This is a genomic window from Streptomyces sp. NPDC015661 (assembly GCF_043077765.1).
Classification (GTDB): domain Bacteria; phylum Actinomycetota; class Actinomycetes; order Streptomycetales; family Streptomycetaceae; genus Streptomyces.
Window position 1 is genome coordinate 838785 of the sequence record NZ_JBIBST010000001.1, and the last position, 18528, is coordinate 857312.

Genomic DNA, 18528 nt, shown 5'->3' on the forward strand with positions numbered 1-18528 from the left:
ACACCGGCCATGATCCGGTTACGGGTCTTCGGGTCCACCCGACGAGGTTAACCCGAGTGCCCCTCGCGCCCCTCAAGGGGCCAGGCGCCGACCGTCTCGTACCGGGGCTGCGCGCCCGGCACCCCACCGCCCGGCAGGTTCGACCGGACGAGCGCCAGCTCGGTCACGGGCCAGCGCGTGCCCTCGAAACCACCCAGCTCGTCGACATAGGAACCGAGCGCCACCCCCGCCCCCCGCGCCCGGCCGACGGTCAGGTGCGCCTGGTAGCGACGGTGCTCGTCCATCGCGACCCCGGCCCGGCGGGCGGCGGCGTCGGACCGCTCGGCGAGGAGCCGCAGCGTGTCCAGATCCCCGGCGACCCCGGCCCACAGCGTCTGCCGCCCGAAGTGCCCGCCGCCGTGCAGCCGCAGGGAGAACGGCGGCGTCCGGTGCGCGGCCCGCCCGAGCCGCACCCGCAGCTCGGGCAGCAGCTCCTCGTCGACCTCCCCCATGAAGGCGAGCGTGAGATGCCAGCCGGGCCGCGTGGTCCAGCGGACCCGGTCCGCGCCGGGCATCCGGCGGAGCCGGCCGACGACGTCTCCGAGCTCGTCGAGCCGCTCCGGCGGCGGCACGACGGCGGCGAAAAGCCTCATGGGGAAAGTCTGGCAGGCCGCGGGGCCGGGGAGCGGTTTTTCCGACCCCGGCCCGGCGGCCCGTTCGGTCAGAAGACCTGGTTGTACGTCGTCCCGGCCGGGGCAACCCCGACCTGGGTGGCGGCCCGGGGCGCGAAGGGCGCCCGCCAGCTGCCCGTACCGGCGTAGAAGTAGGCCTTGTTCGTCGCGGTCGCGCGGACGTAGAGGTCGGGGCGCCCGTCCTTGTTCGCGTCGCCGATGCCGACCAGGTCGGTGTACTCGTTCCACCCGGCACCGATCTTGACGCGAGAGGCGTACGTGCCGTCCCCCTTGCCGAGGTACAGCCACAGCACGCCCGCCTTGTCCCGCGCGACCAGGTCGCCCGCGGGGCCTCCGGCCACATTGCCCACGGCCGTGATCTGGTTGTAGATCCCCCAGCCCCAGCCGGTCTTCACCCGAGGGGCGAACGGCGCGGCCGCCGACCCCGTCCCCTTGTACAGGTAGAGGTCCCCGGCCTTGTCCACCGCGACCAGGTCGGCCCGGCCGTCGCCGGTCAGATCGCTGCCGCCGGCCAGCTGGTTGTACACACCCCAGCCGGCGCCGATCCGCGTGCGCTCGTGCCCCCACCACGCTCTGTTCCCCTGGTGCAGCCAGAGGACGCCGGACTTGTCGCGGGCAACGGTGTCGCCGATCTCGGTGCCGGCGACGTCACCCGCTGCCTCGATGCGGTCGTAGGTGTTCCAGTCGCCGCTCCAGATCACCGAGCCCCATCTTTCGCCGACAACGAGACGCCCTGTCGCGTCGTCCCACCGCGTGTCGATCGCATCGACATCACCGCCGGACCGCCGTGCGAAAACATCGGGCGAACCGTTGTCGGTGATGTCGTGCGGCCGGGGCGAACGCTTCACCTCGAAGGTGCCGGTGGCCGTCACCGACGGCATCCCGTTCCAGGGCCGGGCCGTCACCTTCCAGTCGTACGTGCCGTTGCGAGCGGCCTCCGCGTATGCGCCGTCGAGCCCGGTCTCCCCGGCCCAGTCGATGCCCAGCGAACCGTCGGGGAGGACACCCGTACCGGTGGTGCGGGGACGGAGATTGGTCACGAAGGGACCCGTCGCCTCCACCAGCGGGTCCCGGCGCTTGAACTCGATCTTGAGATCGATCTGAGTGGTGGAGAACTTCCAGCTCATAGGGGTCTTCGCGACACCGTCGAGGTCGAGGACGGCCGGGACCGCCGCGCTCGTGAAGCTGACGGGGGTGGTGGGCGCCGGCGGCTGGCCGGTGGCGGCGACCAGCTCGGCGGCCGGCTTCCCGTCCGCGCCGGCCGCGATCCGGTAGACGCCCGGCCCTCGGTCGGCGGTGGTCCCGAGGGCCAGCACCGTGCCGTCGCCCGCCTTGTGGACGCTCTCGGCGTTGTCGAGGAGCTTGACCGGAGTACCGTCCGTCAGGGGGTGGGCCATGAGTCCCTGGTCCGGGGCGACGCCGTCGGCCAGCTGCCAGTCGCCGACCAGACCACCGGAGACCGCCCCGCCGCCGTCGAACGACAGCGGCACCCGCGTCACCTCGGCCGATCCGCGCAGGGCCGTGGCGAGCACGGTCTTCCCGTCCGCCTTCGCCTTCTCCACCCACACGACACGGTCCTGCGTGATCGTCGCGGCTTCCATGGAGACGTCCGCGCTCACGGGGTAGGACTGGGTGACGCGGGCGCCGGCGGTGTCGACGACCACCACCCTCCTGCTCTCCGAGGTCCGGTCGTAGCGCACGCCGAGGGCAGTCCCCGCCAGGCTGTCGACGACGTCGAACGAGCTGTTCTGATACGGGTCCTCAAGACCCGCCACGGCGCGGCCCCCCGCCTCCTTCGTGACGAGCCGTACGTTGCCGTCGATGTCGAGGTCGAAGACGGCGGCACCCACCGCGTACGTGGCCTCACCGTAGAACCCGCCGAAGGTGACGGGAGCCGCGCCGGTCGCCATGTCGTACAACGTCACCGACTCGGTGCCGAACCGCTGGGGCCTGGGCGTGGCGACCATCACGACATCCGAGGCGGAGCCTACGGCGCCCTCGACGACCTTCGAGACCCCGTCCGCGTACCGCGTCCAGCGCCGGACGCCGTCCGCGTCCCGCGTGAGGAAGCCGGTCTTCCCGGCACCGAGCACCTCTCCGCCCGAAGCCAGGAACGGCACCTGAATCGGCGCGGTGGCGGTCGCACCGGCCACCGCAAGCGCGGGCGCAGGCGCGGCCGTGGCCGCCGGCGCCAGGAACGGCGTGGCCGCGGCCACCGCCAGGACGACCCCCACCGACATCGAGACACGGCGTGACAAAGCAGTACGCAAGGTGTATTCCCTCCCCAAACCTCATGAAGACGCACTGCAAGACCCGCCACCCCGCCGAACGGTTGTACGGCGGGTCGCGCGGATCAGGCGAACTTGTTGAACGGCATGCCGTAGGCGCCTTCCCGGTACACACCGACCTGGGTGGACGCCCGGGGCTTGAAGGGGGCGCGCCAGTCGCCCGTACCGGCGTAGAAGTACGAGGTGTTCTGCGGGCCGCGTGCGAACAGGTCGGGGCGGCCGTCCTTGTTGCCGTCGCCGATGCCGACGATGTCGCTGTACACACCCCAGCCGGCGCCGACCTTGACCCGGGGCGCGTAGGTGCCGTCACCCTTGCCCAGGTAGAGCCACAGCACGCCGGCCTTGTCGCGGGCGAGCAGGTCACCGGCGGGCGCGCCGGCGACGTTCCCGACGGCCGTCAGCTGGTTGTAGATGTTCCAGCCGAAGCCGATCTTCTTGCGGGGCGCGAAGGGCGCGGTCGCGTTCCCCGTCCCCGGATACAGGTACAGGTCGCCCCCGTCCTCGATGGCGACGGTGTCGGCGCGCCCGTCGCCGGTCAGGTCGCTGCCGCCCGCGATCTCGTAGTACCGCCACCAGCCGGAGCCGATGCGCACCCGGGGCTGGAAAGAGGCCGCGTGGCTGCTTCCGGTGCCCTGATGGAGCCAGAGGTCGCCCCACGCGTCACGGCCGACCACGTCGGGCACGTTCGAGCCGGCGACGTCCCCGATGGACTCGAAGCGGTCGTAGATGTCGTAGTTCACGTCGATGGGAGACGAGTGGTCCCAGTCGGAGGCGGGCACGAGTCGTCCCGTCGCGTCGTCCCAGCGCGTGTCGATCCGGTGGAGATCGCCGGTCTTGTCCCGGGCGAACAGATCCGGCGAGCCGTTGTCGGTGTAGTCGTGCGTCTTGGGGCTGCGGACCACCGTGAAGCTGCCGGTGGCGGTGACCGGGGCCAGCCCGTTCCACGGCCTCGCCGTGACCGCCCAGGTGTAGTCGCCGTTGGACGCGGCCTTCTCGCCCAGGCCGTTCTCCGCCCCGAAGTCGCCCGTCCAGTCGAGCCCCAGCGAGCCATCCGGGTAGGCACCGACGCCGGAGGACGGCCGGAGGGTCCGAGTGAACTGGTTCCCCGACTCCTTGTGCGTGAGGGTCACCGACAGATCCGCCCTGGTCGTGGAGAACTTCCACCTCAGGGGGGTCTTGGCGACCCCGTCCAGGTCGATCGTCGCCGGGATGTTGCTGCCGGAGTAGGTGACGGGCTCGAGGTCGCCGCCCGGCAGGCCGTCGGAGGCAATCAGCTGGGCCGTCGCCTTCCCGTCCGCGCCCGGCGCGATCCGGTAGACGCCCCTGCCGCGGTCGGCGGTGCTGCCGAGGGCGAGCAGCGTGCCGTCGACCGCCCTCGTGACGCTGCTGGCGTGGGCGAGGAGGGGAAGAGTGGTCCCGTCCGTCAGTGAGCGGGCCGTGAGGGGCTTGATGGCGGCGCCGCCGACGAGACCCGACACGTACCAGTCGCTGACCAGATGGCCCTCGACCTCGTCCTCCGCTCCGTAGTCGAGCGGAGTGGACGTGGTGTCCTTCGCGCCGCGGACCGCCGTGACGAGCATCCGCTTGCCGTCCCTCTGTTCCGTCCACGCGACACGGGTCGCCGTGAAGGAGGGGGACCCGAGCACCCCACCGCCCGGGGCGACCGGGTACTCCTCGAGGACGCGGCCGGAAGCGATGTCGACGACCGCCATGACGGACCCGCCGGAGGCCGTGACGCCGTGGCCGAGCATGGCGCCCTTCAGGCTGTCGTTCGGGTAGAAGTCCTCGTAGAGGCCACCGTCCAGGCCGGTGATGTTGCGAACGCCGGTCCGGCCGGCGAGCTTCACCGGTCCGGCTTCCTCCCTCTTGTCCACGACGGCCGTCGAGCCGACCACGCCACGGAGGTCCTCGGACCAGTTGTCCATGCCCACGGTGAAGGGCGCGGCGCCGGAGGCCATGTCGCGGAACGTCACCGAGGAGATGCCGTACTCGTGCCAATTGCTCCCCAGCACCGCCACCTCGTCCGAGACGGAGCCGGTGACGCCCTGGAGATAGGTCGTCTCGATCACCGTCGAGACGCCGTCCGCGTACCGGGTCCAGCGGCTCTTGCCGTCCTCGTCCCGGGACAGGAATCCGGTGGCCCCCGCACCGTTCAGGCTGCCGCCCGTGGCCAGGAACGGCACCGGGATCGGCGCGGTGGCCGCGGTCCGAGCCGCGGAGAGGGGCACGGCATGGGCGGCCGGGGTCAACGACACGGCAGCCAGTGCGACGACGACGCCCACCGTGACCGAGGACACCCGACGACGAGACAAATGAGCACGCAAGACGTATTCCTCCCCAACCCCAACGGATACGTCCTCCTTGACCGCCGCCGTCGCCGAAGGGTTGTACGACTAACCTCTCCGGCATGAAGATCCGGAAGGGCGGGGCGGAGGACCTCCCCGCGATACTCGCGATACTCGACAGCGCCGTGGTGTGGCTCAACGACAAGGGGATCACCGCCCAGTGGGGCACCGAGTCGTTCTCCGGGCGACCGAAGGCGGTGGAGCAGGTCGAGCGGACGATGTCCGAAGGCGATCCGTGGATCGTCGAGATCGACGGCGCACCGGCGGGCACGATGACGCTCACGCCGCACCCCGGCCAGTACATCGAACCCGCCGCCGAGCCCGAGGTGTACGTCCGCCTTCTGGCGACGGACGCCCGCTTCCACGGTCACGGCGTGGGAGCGGCCCTCCTCGCGCACGCGGAGGCGGAGACCCGGCGCCAGGGGGTGTCGCTGCTCCGGGTGGACTGCTTCGCGGGCAGCGAGGGCCGTCTGATCCGGTACTACGAGGGCCAGGGCTTCACCCGCACCGAACCGTTCCAGGTCGGCGACTGGCCGGGACAGGTACTGGAGCGGCGGTTCTGACCTGACCCTCCGACGGATCAGCCGTGGAAGGTGACGTAGCGACGGGCGGGCCGGGGCCACCAAGCCCCGGCCCGCCCGTCGTGTACTCCGTCAGGTACTCCGACGCGTACCCCTGCGCGCGGTCGCGCGGTCCCGCGCGCTGTGGTCAGGCCCTCGCCAGGCCGCCGTCAGGCCGCCGTCAGGCCGCCGTCGCGAGCCGTTCCCGCGCCACGAACCGCACCTGCGGGTGCCCGTGGTGCCAGCCCATCGCGACCTTGAGGCCGCCGACCCGTGCCAGGACGAGGCCCACGACGACCGCCGCGGCGAGCGAGATGACGCCGCCCGTGGCGAAGCCGACGCGCGCGCCGTACGTGTCGGTGACCCAGCCGAGCAGCGGGGCCCCGATCGGCGTACCGCCGGCGAAGACCATCATGTAGAGGCTCATGACCCGCCCCCGCATGGCGGGGTCGGTGGCCATCTGGACGGCCGAGTTCGCGGTGATGTTCACGGTGAGGCCGATCATGCCGATCGGCACGAGCAGCAGCGCGAACACCCAGAAGGCCGGCGAGAGGGCCGCCGCGATCTCCAGGACGCCGAAGACGGCCGCCGCGATCACCAGCATCCGCAGCCGTGTGGAACCGCGGCGGGCGGCGGCGAGGGCGCCCACGAGGGAGCCGGCGGCCATGAGGGTGTTGAGGAGGCCGTACGACCCGGCGCCGACGTGGAAGACGTCGCCGGAGAAGGCGGTGAGCCAGATCGGGAAGTTGAACCCGAAGGTCCCGATGAAGCCGACGAGGACGATCGGCCAGATCAGGTCGGGTCGGCCCGCCACGTACCGCAGTCCTTCCCGCAGCTGGCCCTTGCCGCGCGGGACGCGCTCCACCGGGTGGAACTCGGCGGGCCGCATGAGCAGCAGGCCGACGATGGGCCCGAGGAAGAAGAGCCCGTTGAGGAGGAAGGCCCATCCGCTGCCGACCCCGGCGATGAGGACACCCGCGACGGCCGGTCCGACGAGGCGCGCGGACTGGAAGTTCGCGGAGTTCAGGGAGACGGCGTTGCGGAGCTGTTCGGGGCCGACCATCTCGGAGACGAAGGTCTGCCGGGCGGGGTTGTCGACGACCGTCACCATGCCGAGGAGGAAGGCGATCAGGTAGACGTGCCAGACCTGGATGGATCCGGACAGGGTGAGGGCGGCGAGCGCGAGCCCGCACAGGCCGAGGGCCGCCTGGCTGACGAGGAGCAGGCGCCGCTTCGGGTAGCGGTCGGCGATGACACCGCCGTAGAGGCCGAAGAGCAGCATCGGCAGGAACTGCAGGGCCGTGGTGATGCCGACGGCGGCGGCCGAGCCGGTGAGGCTCAGGACCAGCCAGTCCTGGGTGATCCGGGCCATCCAGGTACCGGTGTTGGAGACGATGGCTCCGGTGAAGAACAGCCGGTAGTTGCGGATGCGGAGCGAGGAGAAGGTTTCCCCCCGCCCACGGGTCTTGAGGGTGGGTTTATGGACGGGTGCGGAGTCTGCTCCGGGTCCCGTACTCAAAGTGCGTCGCCTCCTTGGCGCCTCGGTTAAAGGTGGGCGAGCTTCTCCAGGACCGGGGCGGCCGCGCGCAGCTTCGCCCATTCGTCCTCGTCCAGGCCTTCGGCGAGGGAGGCCAGCCAGGCGTTCCGCTTGCGGCGGGACTCTTCGAGCATGGCTTCGGCCTGCTCGGTCTGGCTGACCACCTTCTGCCGGCGGTCGTCGGGGTGCGGCTCGAGCCGGACCAGTCCCTTGGCTTCGAGCAGCGCGACGATGCGGGTCATCGACGGCGGCTGGACGTGCTCCTTGCGCGCCAGCTCACCGGGGGTGGCGGAGCCGCAGAGCGACAGGGTGCCGAGCACCGACATCTCGGTGGGGCTCAGCGACTCGTCGACGCGCTGGTGCTTGAGGCGTCGGCCCAGTCGCATGACGGAGGAGCGGAGCGCGTTCACGGCCGCGGCGTCGTCGGCGGTGCCGTGGGACAGATCTGGCATGTCGTTAGCCTAACTCATTACTCTGTCTAAATACCAACAGGAGCGGGCGGGCGTCACACGCATCACACCCACAACCGCCGCGCGAGGTGACAGCACGGCACACGCCAGATCACGCTTCGGCATCCATGTATCACCCAAATGAGTGAGTCGGATCCGGAAAGTGACGCAAAGAGGCCCCGGCTGCCCCGACCCTGAACGGCATGGGATCGACAGTGCTCAGCCTGCGCATCGACGGTGAGCTGCTCGACCGGCTCAGGAGTCACGCAGCGAAAAGAGGAATGAGCGTCCAGGACTACGTGGCCCGGACGCTCATTCGAGAGGACTTCGACGAGCGGTTCAAGACCGCCGTCGACGAGACGGAGAAGTTCTACGGGGCGTCCGACGCGCCCGGGGATCAGGTCAGGCCGAGCGCAGGCATCGCGTAGTAGAAGACGAAGACCGCCGACACCACGTACATGGCCACCGGGACCTCACGGCCCCGGCCGGTCGCGAGACGCAGCACGCTGAAGGCGATGAAGCCGATGCCGATGCCGTTCGTGATCGAGTAGGTGAACGGCATCATCACCATGGCCAGGAACGCCGGCACCGCGATGGTGAAGTCGCTCCAGTCGATGTCCTTGACCGACCCGGCCAGGATGAGGAAGCCCACCGCGAGCAGCGCGGGGGTCGCGGCCTGCGACGGCACCATGGTCGCGAGCGGCGTGAGGAACAGCGCCACCGAGAACAGCCCGCCGGTCACCACCGAGGCGAGACCGGTACGGGCGCCTTCGCCGACACCTGCCGTGGACTCCACGAAGCAGGTGGTGGCGGAGGAGGAGGTCGCGCCGCCGGAGGCGACGGCGAGGCCGTCGACGAGGAGCACCTTGTTGATGCCGGGGAAGTTGCCGTCCCGGTCGATCAGCTTGGCCTCGTCGCCGACGCCGAGGATCGTGCCCATGGCGTCGAAGAAGCAGGACAGCAGCACGGTGAAGACGAAGAGGGCGCCGGTCAGGAAGCCGACCTTCCCGAAGCCGCCGAAGAGGCTGACCTGGCCGACGAGACCGAAGTCGGGCGAGGCGACCGGGTTGCCCGGCCACTCCGGGGTGGTGAGGCCCCAGGACGGGACGGTCGCGACCGCGTTGATCACCATGGCGACGACGGTCATGGCGACGATCGAGATGAGGATCGCGCCCGGCACCTTGCGGATGATCAGCGCGAGGGTGAGCAGCGTGCCCAGGATGAAGACGAGGACCGGCCAGCCGGTGAGGTGGCCGTCGCCGCCGAGCTGGAGCGGGACGGTGGTGTGCGCGGCGTCGGGGATGCGGGAGACGAAGCCCGAGTCGACGAGGCCGATCAGCATGATGAAGAGGCCGATGCCGATCGCGATGCCCTTGCGGAGGCCGACCGGGACGGCGTTCATGACGCGCTCGCGCAGACCGGTGGCGACGAGCAGCATGACGACGAGGCCGGCGAGGACGACCATGCCCATGGCGTCCGGCCAGGACATCTTCGGCGCGAGCTGGAGGGCGACGACCGTGTTGACGCCGAGGCCGGCGGCGAGGGCGATCGGGACGTTGCCGATGACACCCATGAGGAGGGTGGTGAACGCCGCCGTGAGGACGGTGGCGGTGACGAGCTGACCGCTGTCGAGCTGGTGCCCGTACATGTCCTTGGCGCTGCCGAGGATGATCGGGTTCAGCACGATGATGTAGGCCATCGCGAAGAAGGTGGCGAAGCCGCCGCGGATCTCGCGGGCGACGGTGGAGCCGCGCTCGGAGATCTTGAAGTAGCGGTCGAGGCCGGAGACGGGGCCCTGGTCCTGGGGGGTCTCCGGGGGCATGGCCTTGGCGGTGGCCGTCGTACTCATGGGGGTTCCTCTTCGGAGGTCTCAGAAGTCCTTTTTTGGCGGTTCATACGAGGGAAACCCGCCAGAGGCAAACCGTTTCAGTATGAACACATGAACGAGTGGCAGTCCATCTCCGCGCGTAGACACAGAAACACGCGGCCTAAACTGAGCCCCATGGCGAAGTGGACACCGAAGCACGAGGCACCCGAGCCCCTCGAGGGGCCGGTCGTCGCCACCATCACCGGCGGAACGATCCTCTGGTTCGTCCTCTTCCTCGTCCAGGTCCCGTTCTACGGCTGGTTCGACGACCGGGACCTCACCTGGTGGGTGTGGACGTGCCTGGCGGGCGCGGGGCTCGGCCTGATCGGCATCTGGTACGTACGGAAGCGTGACGCGGCGATCAAGCGCCACGCGGCGGCGCAGGCAGGGCAGGCGGACCGGTCGGCCCAGGCAGGGCAGGCGGGCCGGGCGGCGCAGGGCCCCGAGTCGCACCCCGGCGCGAGCGCGTAGCACCAGGGGACGATCCCTCTCCTCCTCCGGTCCGATCTTCGCCCTCCTCGGCAGGTGAACGACCGCATCCGGTCGTACCGTCGAGAACATGACTCAGCGGGCGAAGATCGACGCGGACGGCGGCGGGACGGCGACGACCGGGCCGCCCGTGGTGCACCGGCCCGCCGGACTGACCTCCGCCGAGGTCGCCGAACGCGTCGCGCGCGGCGAGGTCAACGACGTACCCGTACGGAGCTCCCGCTCGACCACGGAGATCGTCCGCGCGAACGTCTTCACCCGCTTCAACGCGATCATCGGCGTCCTGTGGGTGATCATGCTCTTCGTCGCGCCGATCCAGGACAGCCTCTTCGGCTTCGTGATCATCGCCAACACCGGCATCGGCATCGTCCAGGAGCTCCGCGCCAAGAAGACCCTCGACGGTCTGGCGGTCATCGGCGAGGCGAAACCCACCGTCCGCCGCGACGGAGTCGCCGCCGAGCTGTCCACCTCCGAGATCGTCCTGGGCGACCTGATCGAGCTCGGCCCGGGCGACAAGGTCGTCGTCGACGGCGAGGTGGCCGAGGCCGACAGCCTCGAGATCGACGAGTCCCTGCTCACCGGCGAGGCGGACCCGGTGGTGAAGAAGCCGGGCGACCGCATGATGTCCGGCTCGTTCGTGGTCGCCGGCGGCGGCGCCTTCACCGCCACCAAGGTCGGCCGCGAGGCGTACGCCGCCCAGCTGGCCGAGGAGGCGTCCCGCTTCACCCTGGTCCACTCCGAGCTGCGTACGGGCATCTCCACGATCCTCAAGTACGTGACGTGGATGATGATCCCGACCGCGATCGGGCTCGTCATCAGCCAGCTCGTCGTGAAGGACAACAACTTCAAGGACGCGGTCGCCCGCACGGTCGGCGGCATCGTCCCGATGATCCCCGAGGGCCTCGTCCTCCTCACCTCCGTCGCCTTCGCGATCGGCGTGATCCGCCTCGGCCGCAAACAGTGCCTCGTGCAGGAGCTGCCGGCGATCGAGGGCCTGGCCCGGGTGGACGTGGTCTGCCTGGACAAGACGGGCACGCTCACCGAAGGGGGCATGGACGTCACGGAGCTGCGGGCCCTGAACGGCAGCGACGAGACCTACGTACGGAAGGTCCTCGGCGCCCTGGGCGAGTCCGACCCGCGCCCGAACGCCTCCCTCCAGGCCATCATCGACGCCTACCCGGACACGGTCGAGTGGCGCTGCACCGAAGCGCTCCCGTTCTCCTCGGCCCGCAAGTACAGCGGGGCGTCGTTCAGCGAGGGGAACGGAGAGAACTCGACCTGGCTCCTGGGAGCCCCGGACGTCCTCCTCGCGGCGGACGACACCACCCTCACGGAGATCGACCACCTCAACGAACAGGGCCTGCGGGTCCTCCTCCTCGCCCGTACGGCCCACGAACTCGACTCCCCCGAGGTGGCCGCCGGCACCCACCCCACCGCCCTCGTCGTCCTGGAACAGCGACTGCGCCCCGACGCCTCCGACACCCTCGCCTACTTCGCCGACCAGAACGTCGCCACCAAGGTCATCTCCGGCGACAACGCGGTCTCGGTGGGAGCCGTGGCCGGAAAGCTCGACATGCCGGGCGCGGAGAACACCGTGGACGCCCGCCACCTGCCCACCGCACAGGAGGACATGGCGAAGGTCCTGGACGAGAACGCGGTCTTCGGCCGGGTCACCCCGCAGCAGAAGCGGGACATGGTGGCGGCGCTCCAGTCCCACGGGCACACGGTCGCCATGACGGGCGACGGCGTCAACGACGTCCTCGCCCTCAAGGACGCGGACATCGGCGTCTCGATGGGCTCGGGCTCGGAGGCGACGAGGGCGGTGGCCCAGATCGTCCTCCTGAACAACAGCTTCGCGACGCTCCCCTCGGTGGTGGCGGAAGGCCGCCGGGTGATCGGCAACATCACCCGCGTGGCCACCCTCTTCCTCACGAAGACGGTCTACTCGGTCCTCCTGGCCGTCCTGGTGGTCTGCTCCCAGGTGGAGTACCCCTTCCTCCCCCGCCACCTGACCCTGCTCTCCACCCTCACCATCGGCGTCCCGGCCTTCTTCCTCGCCCTCGCCCCCAACAAGGAACGCGCGAAACCGAACTTCGTACGACGGGTCATGCGGTACGCGATCCCCGGCGGCGTCGTCGCGGCGGCGGCCACCTTCACCACCTACCTGCTGGCCCGCCACTACTACACGGGCGAGGACGCCCTGGGCGCGGAGACCAGCGCGGCCACCCTCACCCTCTTCCTGGTCTCCATGTGGGTCCTCGCGATCATCGCCCGCCCCTACACCTGGTGGCGCCTCGCCCTGGTCGCCGCCATGGCCGCCGCCTTCCTCCTCGTCCTCGCCGTCCCCTGGCTCCAGGAGTTCTTCGCCCTGAAGCTGGTGGGCGTGACGATGCCGTGGACGGCGGTGGCGATCGCGGCGGCGGGCGCGGGCCTGCTGGAGCTGGCGTGGCGCTGGGTGGACCGGAGGTTCCCGGCGTAGCGCTCAGCCGTCGGCGGCCGTCCGGATGAAACGGGTGACGACGGTCGCGTACTCCTCGGGGTGGGTGACGTGCGGGATGTGGCCCGCGCCCTCGAAGGTCTGTTGGCGGGCATGCGGGAGGACCGCGGCCAGGCGGTCCAGGACCGTCCCGAACCAGGCGGGGCTCTCGGTGCCGCGGCTCAGCTGGACCGGGACCGTGCAGGCGGCCAGGCCCTCCAGGTCGAGGTCCGGCCAGGACGGGTCGTTCTGCTCGTCCAGCCAGGTCTGGCCGTGCCGCACGAACGTCTCGCGCATCGAGGCCGGGAGCCGGTCCCACATGCCGGGGCCCAGGGCCACCTCCTCCACGAACGCGTGCGCCCCCTGCTCGTCCTCCCCCTTGCGGAGGTGGTCGAGGACGGCGTCGAAGGAGACGAACGTCTGCTGCAGCTCCGCCATGGCCACCGGGTCGTCGGCCACGACACCCACCAGCGGGGGCTCGTGCACCGTGATGCTGCGGAACAGCTCCGGCCTGCGGGCCGCGAGGCCCAGGACGATCGACGCGCCGAAGGAGCTGCCGGCGACGTGCACGGGGGCGAGGCCGAGCCCCTCGATCAGGCCGGCGAGGTCGTCCTCGTCCTGCCGCCTCGTGCCCTGGCCCGGCACCGACCCGCTGTCGCCGTGCCCCCGGCGGTCGTACGCGACCACGGTGAAGGACGCCCGGATGTCCGCCTCGATCGCCCCCTGCCAGCTCGTACGGTCGCTCCACGAACCGTGGACGAGAACGAGCGGTTCGCCCTCGCCCACCGAGTCGTAGGCGAGATCCACGCCGTTGGCGCGTACCTGGGGCATGCGGTGCCTCCTCGGGGCGGGTGGGGCGACGGGTCGTGACGCCCGCCACCGCTCAGGTCTCTACCAGCACCGTTCCGCATCTCTCCCGCCGCCGCGCCGCCACGGCCCCCGGTCAGTCGAACCAGCGGTCCCTCGCCAGCTCCGCCGTCCTCGACGGGTCCTCCAGGAGGGCCGCCACCTCGAAGCGGCGGGGCCACTGGCCGGCCGCCCAGGCGAGGCCCGCCGCCACGCCTTCCAGGGTCGCGGCGTGGACGACGCCGTCGGGGGTGCGGCGCCAGTCGAGCTCGACGCCGCCCGCCAGCAGCTCCTCGTGCTCGATGTACGAGGACGGGGTCGCCGGACCCAGCAGGGCATGGACCGACGGCGGGACCTCGTGCTCCTCGCCGACCGTCGTGACCTCGGCCTCGACCGCCTCGCTCAGGCGCCGGACCTGGAAGAGGTCGGCCAGGTCGTCCGCGCGGGTCGGGGAGACCGGGAGGAGCGGGAGGTCGCCGGCCAGCGGGAGGAGGTCGGGGGCGTCCGCCACCAGGGCCTCCGAGGCCTCGACCACGACGAGGGCGCCGTCCACGACCGCCCGCAGGTCGTCGGGGAGCGTCACCTGATCGGGGTCCAGGTCCGCCAGGGCCGTGTACAGGGCGTGCAGCTGGGGCGCCGTCACCTCCCGCGACGGGTCCGCCAGACGGGCCAGGAGCTCCGCCGCGCCGCCCGGTTCGTCCAGGAGCGCCGCGACCGAGGTGCGGACGCCCAGGGCGCGGAGGACCTGCTCGTCCTCGAAGCCGGTCGCGTCGGCGGAGTCGTAGAGACCGGAGAGCAGCGGGTCCGAGCCCTCCGCGCGGAGGCCCGCCGGGCGGCGGCCGTCCAGGACGGGGTGGTCGCGCAGCCACCAGGCCGTGTACGAGCGGACGGTCTGCGTCGTGCCGTCCGGGAGGAGGATCCGTACGGGCTGGGTCAGGGCGTCCCGGAGCGGCGGCTGCGCGAGGAGCGCGAGCGCCTGCGGCCAGGCGTCGTCGTCGACCAGGTCCAGGTCCCGTACGGCCACGATCTCCGTCGCCACCGGCGGCACCGCCGTCATCGGCAGCCGGTCCAGGACGTCCTCGCACCACACGTCGACCGCGTCGAGCAGCCCGGCGTCGTCCGGCTCCGGAAAATCGCCCTCGCGCGGCTCGACCTCGTCCGGGTCGAGGACCAGATCGGTCGCGCGGACCAGCGCGAAGTTCGCCAGGACCCCGCAGGCGGCGAGCGGCTGCTCGCCCCAGCGGGACGCCAGCTCGGCGTCCACGAAGGCCAGTTCGTCCTCGCGCATCACGGCCGCGAACGCCGAGCCCGGAAGGACCAGTTCACCCGCCGGGGAGAGCTCGCCGTCCTCGTCGGGGAGGGCGAGCGCGCCCAGCCACGGCTCCTCGCCGGGGCCGAGCTCCGCGTCGCGGACCAGCGCGAGGACCGTGTCGGCCAGCTCCTCCGCGTCCAGCGAGTCCGCGTCCTCGTCCCAGATCTCCCCCGCGTCGAGGGACGCGGCGACCGCCGCCCGCACCTGCGGCGTCGTCAGGACCGCGCGGGGCGTGGCCGGCAGCGCCCCCAGCTTCTCCAGCAGCGGGTGGGCCGCCTCCGGGTGCGCCACCTTCAGGCCCAGGCGGGTCAGCTCGGCGGGCGTCCGGTCCTGCGGGAGGAGGACCTGGCGGGGGCCGATCGTCGTACGGATCCTGGCACCCTCCTCCGTCTCCGCGAGCGGCACCGGGAGGCCCGACAGACGGTCCGGGTCGACGCCCGCGAGGGAGTCGTACAGGCGCCACCACCACGTCGGCGCCCTGTCCACCCCGGCCAGACGGTCGATCGCCTCCGTGAGGGGAACACGGCCGACGCCGAGCGTACGGAGCTCGGGGCGGCGCTCCAGACCGGCGGGAAGGAGCGTCGGGAAGACCTCGGCGAGGACGTCGACGGTCTCCGCGCCCGCGCCCTCCACGACCTCCGCCTCGATCGGGCGGAGCGCCGGCAGCTCCTCGGACGGCGCGGCCGGGGCCAGGAACGCGACCCTCGGCAGCCGGTCCAGGATCGCCTCGCGCAGCGCCCCGTCGACATGCCCCTTGCCGAGCGGGCCGGGGACCAGGTCGAGGGTCGCGGTCGTCACCGGGTGCCAGTCGGCGAGGAGTTCGGCGTACGCGTCGGCCGCCCGCTGCACCAGGAAGTCGGTGAGCGGCCCGGGCGCCGGGTGCCGCCGGGCCGTGTCCAGCGGGAGGGACGCGATGAGGAGGGCGGGGATGCCGAGCGGCTCGTCCGTGGGGGTCGGCGCGTGCACGACGGGGGTCGTACGGGGGTAACGCGGCGCCCCCTCCCCGTCCACGGGTACGGCCCAGGTCACCGACCAGTGCGGGCGGAGCCGCTCCTCGACCGGTCGGTCCTTCAGCAGGCCCGGATCGAGGGGGCCGCCGTGGCTGACGGTCCGCCAGCGGTGACTGCCCGTGGCCGAGTCGTCGATGCGGACATAGCCGTCGTCCTCGGAACGGCGGACGGTCCGCACGCCCCCGGCCGTCTCCACGACGATCTCGGCGAGACCCGGAAGGGTGAGGAGCAGGGCGTCGTCGACGGACGTGAGCAGCCGCTCCGCCAGGTCCTCGGCGGCGGTGTCCCGCAGCGGGAGGACGACGACGGTGTCGTAGCCCTCGGGCGCGGTGCCCTCGGCGGGCAGCGGAAGCCGGAGCAGGGGGACGTGGCCGTCGCGGCGGCGCAGCTCGTCGCCGAGGCCCGGGCTGTACCGGGCGGCCTCGGCGGCCAGTTCGCGCGCCTCGGCGAGGGACCAGCGGACGCCGCCGTGCCGGCCCAGGACGGCGGGCTCGTCGGAGACGGCGAGAACGGCGGCGAAACCGACGCCGAAACGGCCCACCGCGCCGTGCGTCTGCTCGCGCTTGGCGGACGCGCGGAGGGTCGACAGCGACTCGGCGCCCGCGGCGTCCAGCGGGGCGCCGGTGTTCGCGGCGGCGAGGACCGCGGGGCCCTCGTGGTCCGCGGGGTGCAGGGTCAGGCGGAGGCGGCCGGTGACGCCGGCGCGGTGGGCGGCGTCGGCGGCGTTCTGCGCCAGCTCGACGACGAGGCGGTCGCGGTAGCCGCCGAGGGCCAGGTCCTCCTCGGCGTTGGCGTCCTCCCGGAAGCGGGCCGGACTCGCGCCCCAGGCGTCGAGCACGCCCCGCCGCAGCCGTGCGGTGCCGAAGGGATCGGTTCCGTCGGTCGTCGTCCGGACGCTGACGCTCACGTCTGACTCCACTCTGCGGGTCGGGGATGCTGGCGGGCCCGGGTACGGGGATGCTGCAGGGCCCGAAGGTACCGTGCGGCGCGGCACGGGGGCGGACGGGGCGCGTCGGCGGGCGGGGGCGCGCGGGGTCGTTCGCCCGGGGCCGTGCCGACGACGGGCAGCACCCCCACGGCCCCCCGCACCCGCCGCGGGCCGCGCCCTCGCGAACCCGGCTTGCGGGCCCGCACCCGCCGCGGGCCGCGCCCCCTGTGGCCCGGGTTGCGGGCCTGCACCCGTCGCGGGTCGCGCCCTCTGTGGCCCGGGTTGCGGGCAGGTGTTCCGCAAGGGGCGGGCAGCACCCTCGCGGGCCCGGCCTGTGTGCCCGCACCCGCCGCGGGCCGCGCCCTCGCCGCACCGGTTGTGGGCAGGCGTTCCGCAGGGCGGAACGGGTGGGCACAACCCCACGACGGCGCCGCACACGGGGTGCGGGTCCAGGCGCGGAAGCCCAGGCCCGGCAAGGGGCACCGTCCGTGTGCCCGCCCTCCCCCAAGCTCTCGGCTTCGCTCGAACAGGGGGGGACCCCCATCGCCCCAGCGGGACGATTGCCCACACGGGGGGGGTGGGCGAGGGGCGCCGCCCCGGACGGGCGCGGGGCCACACGGAGGTGGGCGGAGGGCACCGCCCTGCACGGGCGCGGCGCCACACGCGGGTGGGCGGTCGGCACCGCCCTGTACAGGCGCCGCCCCGCGCGGGTGCGGGCCGCTCGGGGCGGGGCCGGGGCCCGGGGCCCGGGGGTGTTACGAGTGGCCCAGGTCTTCCGACGACGCGTCCGGTTCCGTCGTGGAGCCGGAGTCCTTCGCCGGGCGGAGGGGGAACGCGTCCGCCGCCATGGAGTCCAGCACCGGCGGCGCCGGCCGCGGCGGCTTCGGCATGACGGCCGCCTCCGAGTGCCCCCCGCAGCCGTACGCGAGGGACACGACCCGGCCGTCCGCCGGGGAGAACTCGTTCGCGCAGATGCCGAAGGCCTGCTTCAGGGAGCCCGCCAGCGGCACCAGGAACGCGCAGGACTCGCACGAGGCCGGCGCCGCCTGGGCCATCGGGGTCTTCGCGCCGAACGCCTCGTCCCAGCGGTCCGCCGCCACGTGGAGGCCGTACCGGGACAGGACCCGGGCCCGGCGCATGCCGAGTTCCTCCGCGACCGCGGCGATCGCGCCCCGCGACGGGGTGCGCGAGGTCAGCTCGGCGTCCTCCTCGTCCAGGTGCTCCGACATCTCCTCGGACACGGCGGAGTTCGGCGGCGGCGCGTCCTCCCCGGAGTAGCCGGGCTCCAGGCGGAGGTCGTCCTGCTCGGTGGGGAGGAGGTCGCCCGGTCCCATGTCGCCGGGCCGCAGCCGCTCGCTCCACGGCACCCACTCGGGGGCGAGGAGGGCGTCCGTACCCGGCAGCAGGACGGTTTCGTCATGCGTGACGTTCTTGGCGCGGGAGGCGCGGGTGAGGGTCACCGCCCAGCGCCAGCCCCGGTAGCCGGGCTCCTTGGACTCGAAGTAGTGCGTGACGACGCGGTCGCCCTCCGCGACCACCTCGACGTGTGCGCCGACGATCCCGGGCGCGGCCGCCTCCTCGGCGGCCTCCCGCGCGAGGTCTACGGCCTCGGCGCACAGGCGGTCGGGGGTACGCGTGGCTCGCGGGGTACGCGGGGTACCGCTTCGCGTCGTCGCAGCACTCACAGGTCTCGCTTCTCTCCTACGCCGTCTCACGGGTGCGCCGGCCGAGGGGCGGGAGCGAAGCCACG

At 72.4% G+C, this 18528-nt stretch carries 13 protein-coding genes; 4 read left to right on the top strand and 9 right to left on the bottom strand.

The window, feature by feature from the left end; all coding sequences use genetic code 11:
- Positions 1 to 47 precede the first annotated feature (47 nt).
- From thpR to ACF07V_RS04010, 3 genes are all read right to left on the bottom strand, one after another.
- Positions 48 to 632, bottom strand: a complete 585-nt coding sequence (thpR, locus tag ACF07V_RS04000) for an RNA 2',3'-cyclic phosphodiesterase (protein ID WP_392151270.1) — start codon at positions 630 to 632, stop codon at positions 48 to 50.
- A 68-nt stretch (positions 633 to 700) separates the two neighbouring features.
- Complete coding sequence (locus ACF07V_RS04005) at positions 701 to 2941, bottom strand: FG-GAP repeat domain-containing protein (protein ID WP_392151271.1); 2241 nt, start codon at positions 2939 to 2941, stop codon at positions 701 to 703.
- A gap of 83 nt (positions 2942 to 3024) precedes the next feature.
- Positions 3025 to 5256, bottom strand: a complete 2232-nt coding sequence (locus tag ACF07V_RS04010) for a hypothetical protein (RefSeq protein ID WP_392151272.1) — start codon at positions 5254 to 5256, stop codon at positions 3025 to 3027.
- A gap of 110 nt (positions 5257 to 5366) precedes the next feature.
- On the opposite strand from ACF07V_RS04010, the gene ACF07V_RS04015 reads away from it, so the two are divergent.
- The gene (locus ACF07V_RS04015; RefSeq protein ID WP_392151273.1) at positions 5367 to 5867 is read left to right on the top strand and encodes a GNAT family N-acetyltransferase; all 501 of its coding nucleotides are present in this window, start codon (positions 5367 to 5369) and stop codon (positions 5865 to 5867) included.
- Between the two features lie 178 nt (positions 5868 to 6045).
- Here the strand turns inward: ACF07V_RS04015 and ACF07V_RS04020 are convergent, their stop codons facing one another.
- Both ACF07V_RS04020 and ACF07V_RS04025 read right to left on the bottom strand, forming a co-directional pair.
- Entirely contained in the window at positions 6046 to 7383 is a 1338-nt protein-coding gene (locus tag ACF07V_RS04020; protein WP_392151274.1) for an MFS transporter, read from the bottom strand.
- A gap of 26 nt (positions 7384 to 7409) precedes the next feature.
- Entirely contained in the window at positions 7410 to 7853 is a 444-nt protein-coding gene (locus tag ACF07V_RS04025; protein WP_030693586.1) for a MarR family winged helix-turn-helix transcriptional regulator, read from the bottom strand.
- Between the two features lie 200 nt (positions 7854 to 8053).
- On the opposite strand from ACF07V_RS04025, the gene ACF07V_RS04030 reads away from it, so the two are divergent.
- Positions 8054 to 8278: a hypothetical protein gene (locus ACF07V_RS04030; RefSeq protein WP_369145751.1), complete on the top strand. Its 225-nt coding sequence runs from the start codon at positions 8054 to 8056 to the stop codon at positions 8276 to 8278.
- Here the strand turns inward: ACF07V_RS04030 and ACF07V_RS04035 are convergent.
- Positions 8248 to 9699 (bottom strand): NCS2 family permease, encoded by a 1452-nt coding sequence (locus ACF07V_RS04035; RefSeq protein ID WP_392151275.1) that lies wholly within the window; start codon positions 9697 to 9699, stop codon positions 8248 to 8250. The genes ACF07V_RS04030 and ACF07V_RS04035 overlap by 31 nt on opposite strands.
- 153 nt (positions 9700 to 9852) lie before the next feature.
- Between ACF07V_RS04035 and ACF07V_RS04040 the strand changes: the two genes are divergently transcribed.
- Positions 9853 to 10188 (top strand): DUF2530 domain-containing protein, encoded by a 336-nt coding sequence (locus ACF07V_RS04040; protein WP_392151276.1) that lies wholly within the window; start codon positions 9853 to 9855, stop codon positions 10186 to 10188.
- Positions 10189 to 10276: 88 nt separating this feature from the next.
- Entirely contained in the window at positions 10277 to 12685 is a 2409-nt protein-coding gene (locus tag ACF07V_RS04045; protein WP_392151277.1) for a cation-translocating P-type ATPase, read from the top strand.
- 3 nt (positions 12686 to 12688) lie between these two features.
- Here the strand turns inward: ACF07V_RS04045 and ACF07V_RS04050 are convergent, their stop codons facing one another.
- The 3 genes from ACF07V_RS04050 to ACF07V_RS04060 form a co-directional block, all read right to left on the bottom strand.
- Positions 12689 to 13513: an alpha/beta fold hydrolase gene (locus ACF07V_RS04050; protein WP_392151278.1), complete on the bottom strand. Its 825-nt coding sequence runs from the start codon at positions 13511 to 13513 to the stop codon at positions 12689 to 12691.
- Positions 13514 to 13625: 112 nt separating this feature from the next.
- Positions 13626 to 16769, bottom strand: coding sequence for a sacsin N-terminal ATP-binding-like domain-containing protein (locus tag ACF07V_RS04055; protein ID WP_392151279.1), 3144 nt, complete (start codon positions 16767 to 16769; stop codon positions 13626 to 13628).
- 764 nt (positions 16770 to 17533) lie between these two features.
- On the bottom strand, positions 17534 to 18463 hold the full coding sequence (locus ACF07V_RS04060) for a DUF3027 domain-containing protein (protein WP_392151280.1): 930 nt from the start codon (positions 18461 to 18463) through the stop codon (positions 17534 to 17536).
- Positions 18464 to 18528: the final 65 nt, after the last annotated feature.

Coding starts and splice junctions, on each gene's coding strand:
- ACF07V_RS04025 (WP_030693586.1), bottom strand. CDS start 7,853: ATGCCAGATCTGTCCCACGGCACCGCCGACGACGCCGCGGCCGTGAAC.
- ACF07V_RS04040 (WP_392151276.1), top strand. CDS start 9,853: ATGGCGAAGTGGACACCGAAGCACGAGGCACCCGAGCCCCTCGAGGGG.
- ACF07V_RS04050 (WP_392151278.1), bottom strand. CDS start 13,513: ATGCCCCAGGTACGCGCCAACGGCGTGGATCTCGCCTACGACTCGGTG.
- ACF07V_RS04045 (WP_392151277.1), top strand. CDS start 10,277: ATGACTCAGCGGGCGAAGATCGACGCGGACGGCGGCGGGACGGCGACG.
- ACF07V_RS04035 (WP_392151275.1), bottom strand. CDS start 9,699: ATGAGTACGACGGCCACCGCCAAGGCCATGCCCCCGGAGACCCCCCAG.
- thpR (WP_392151270.1), bottom strand. CDS start 632: ATGAGGCTTTTCGCCGCCGTCGTGCCGCCGCCGGAGCGGCTCGACGAG.
- ACF07V_RS04015 (WP_392151273.1), top strand. CDS start 5,367: ATGAAGATCCGGAAGGGCGGGGCGGAGGACCTCCCCGCGATACTCGCG.
- ACF07V_RS04030 (WP_369145751.1), top strand. CDS start 8,054: ATGGGATCGACAGTGCTCAGCCTGCGCATCGACGGTGAGCTGCTCGAC.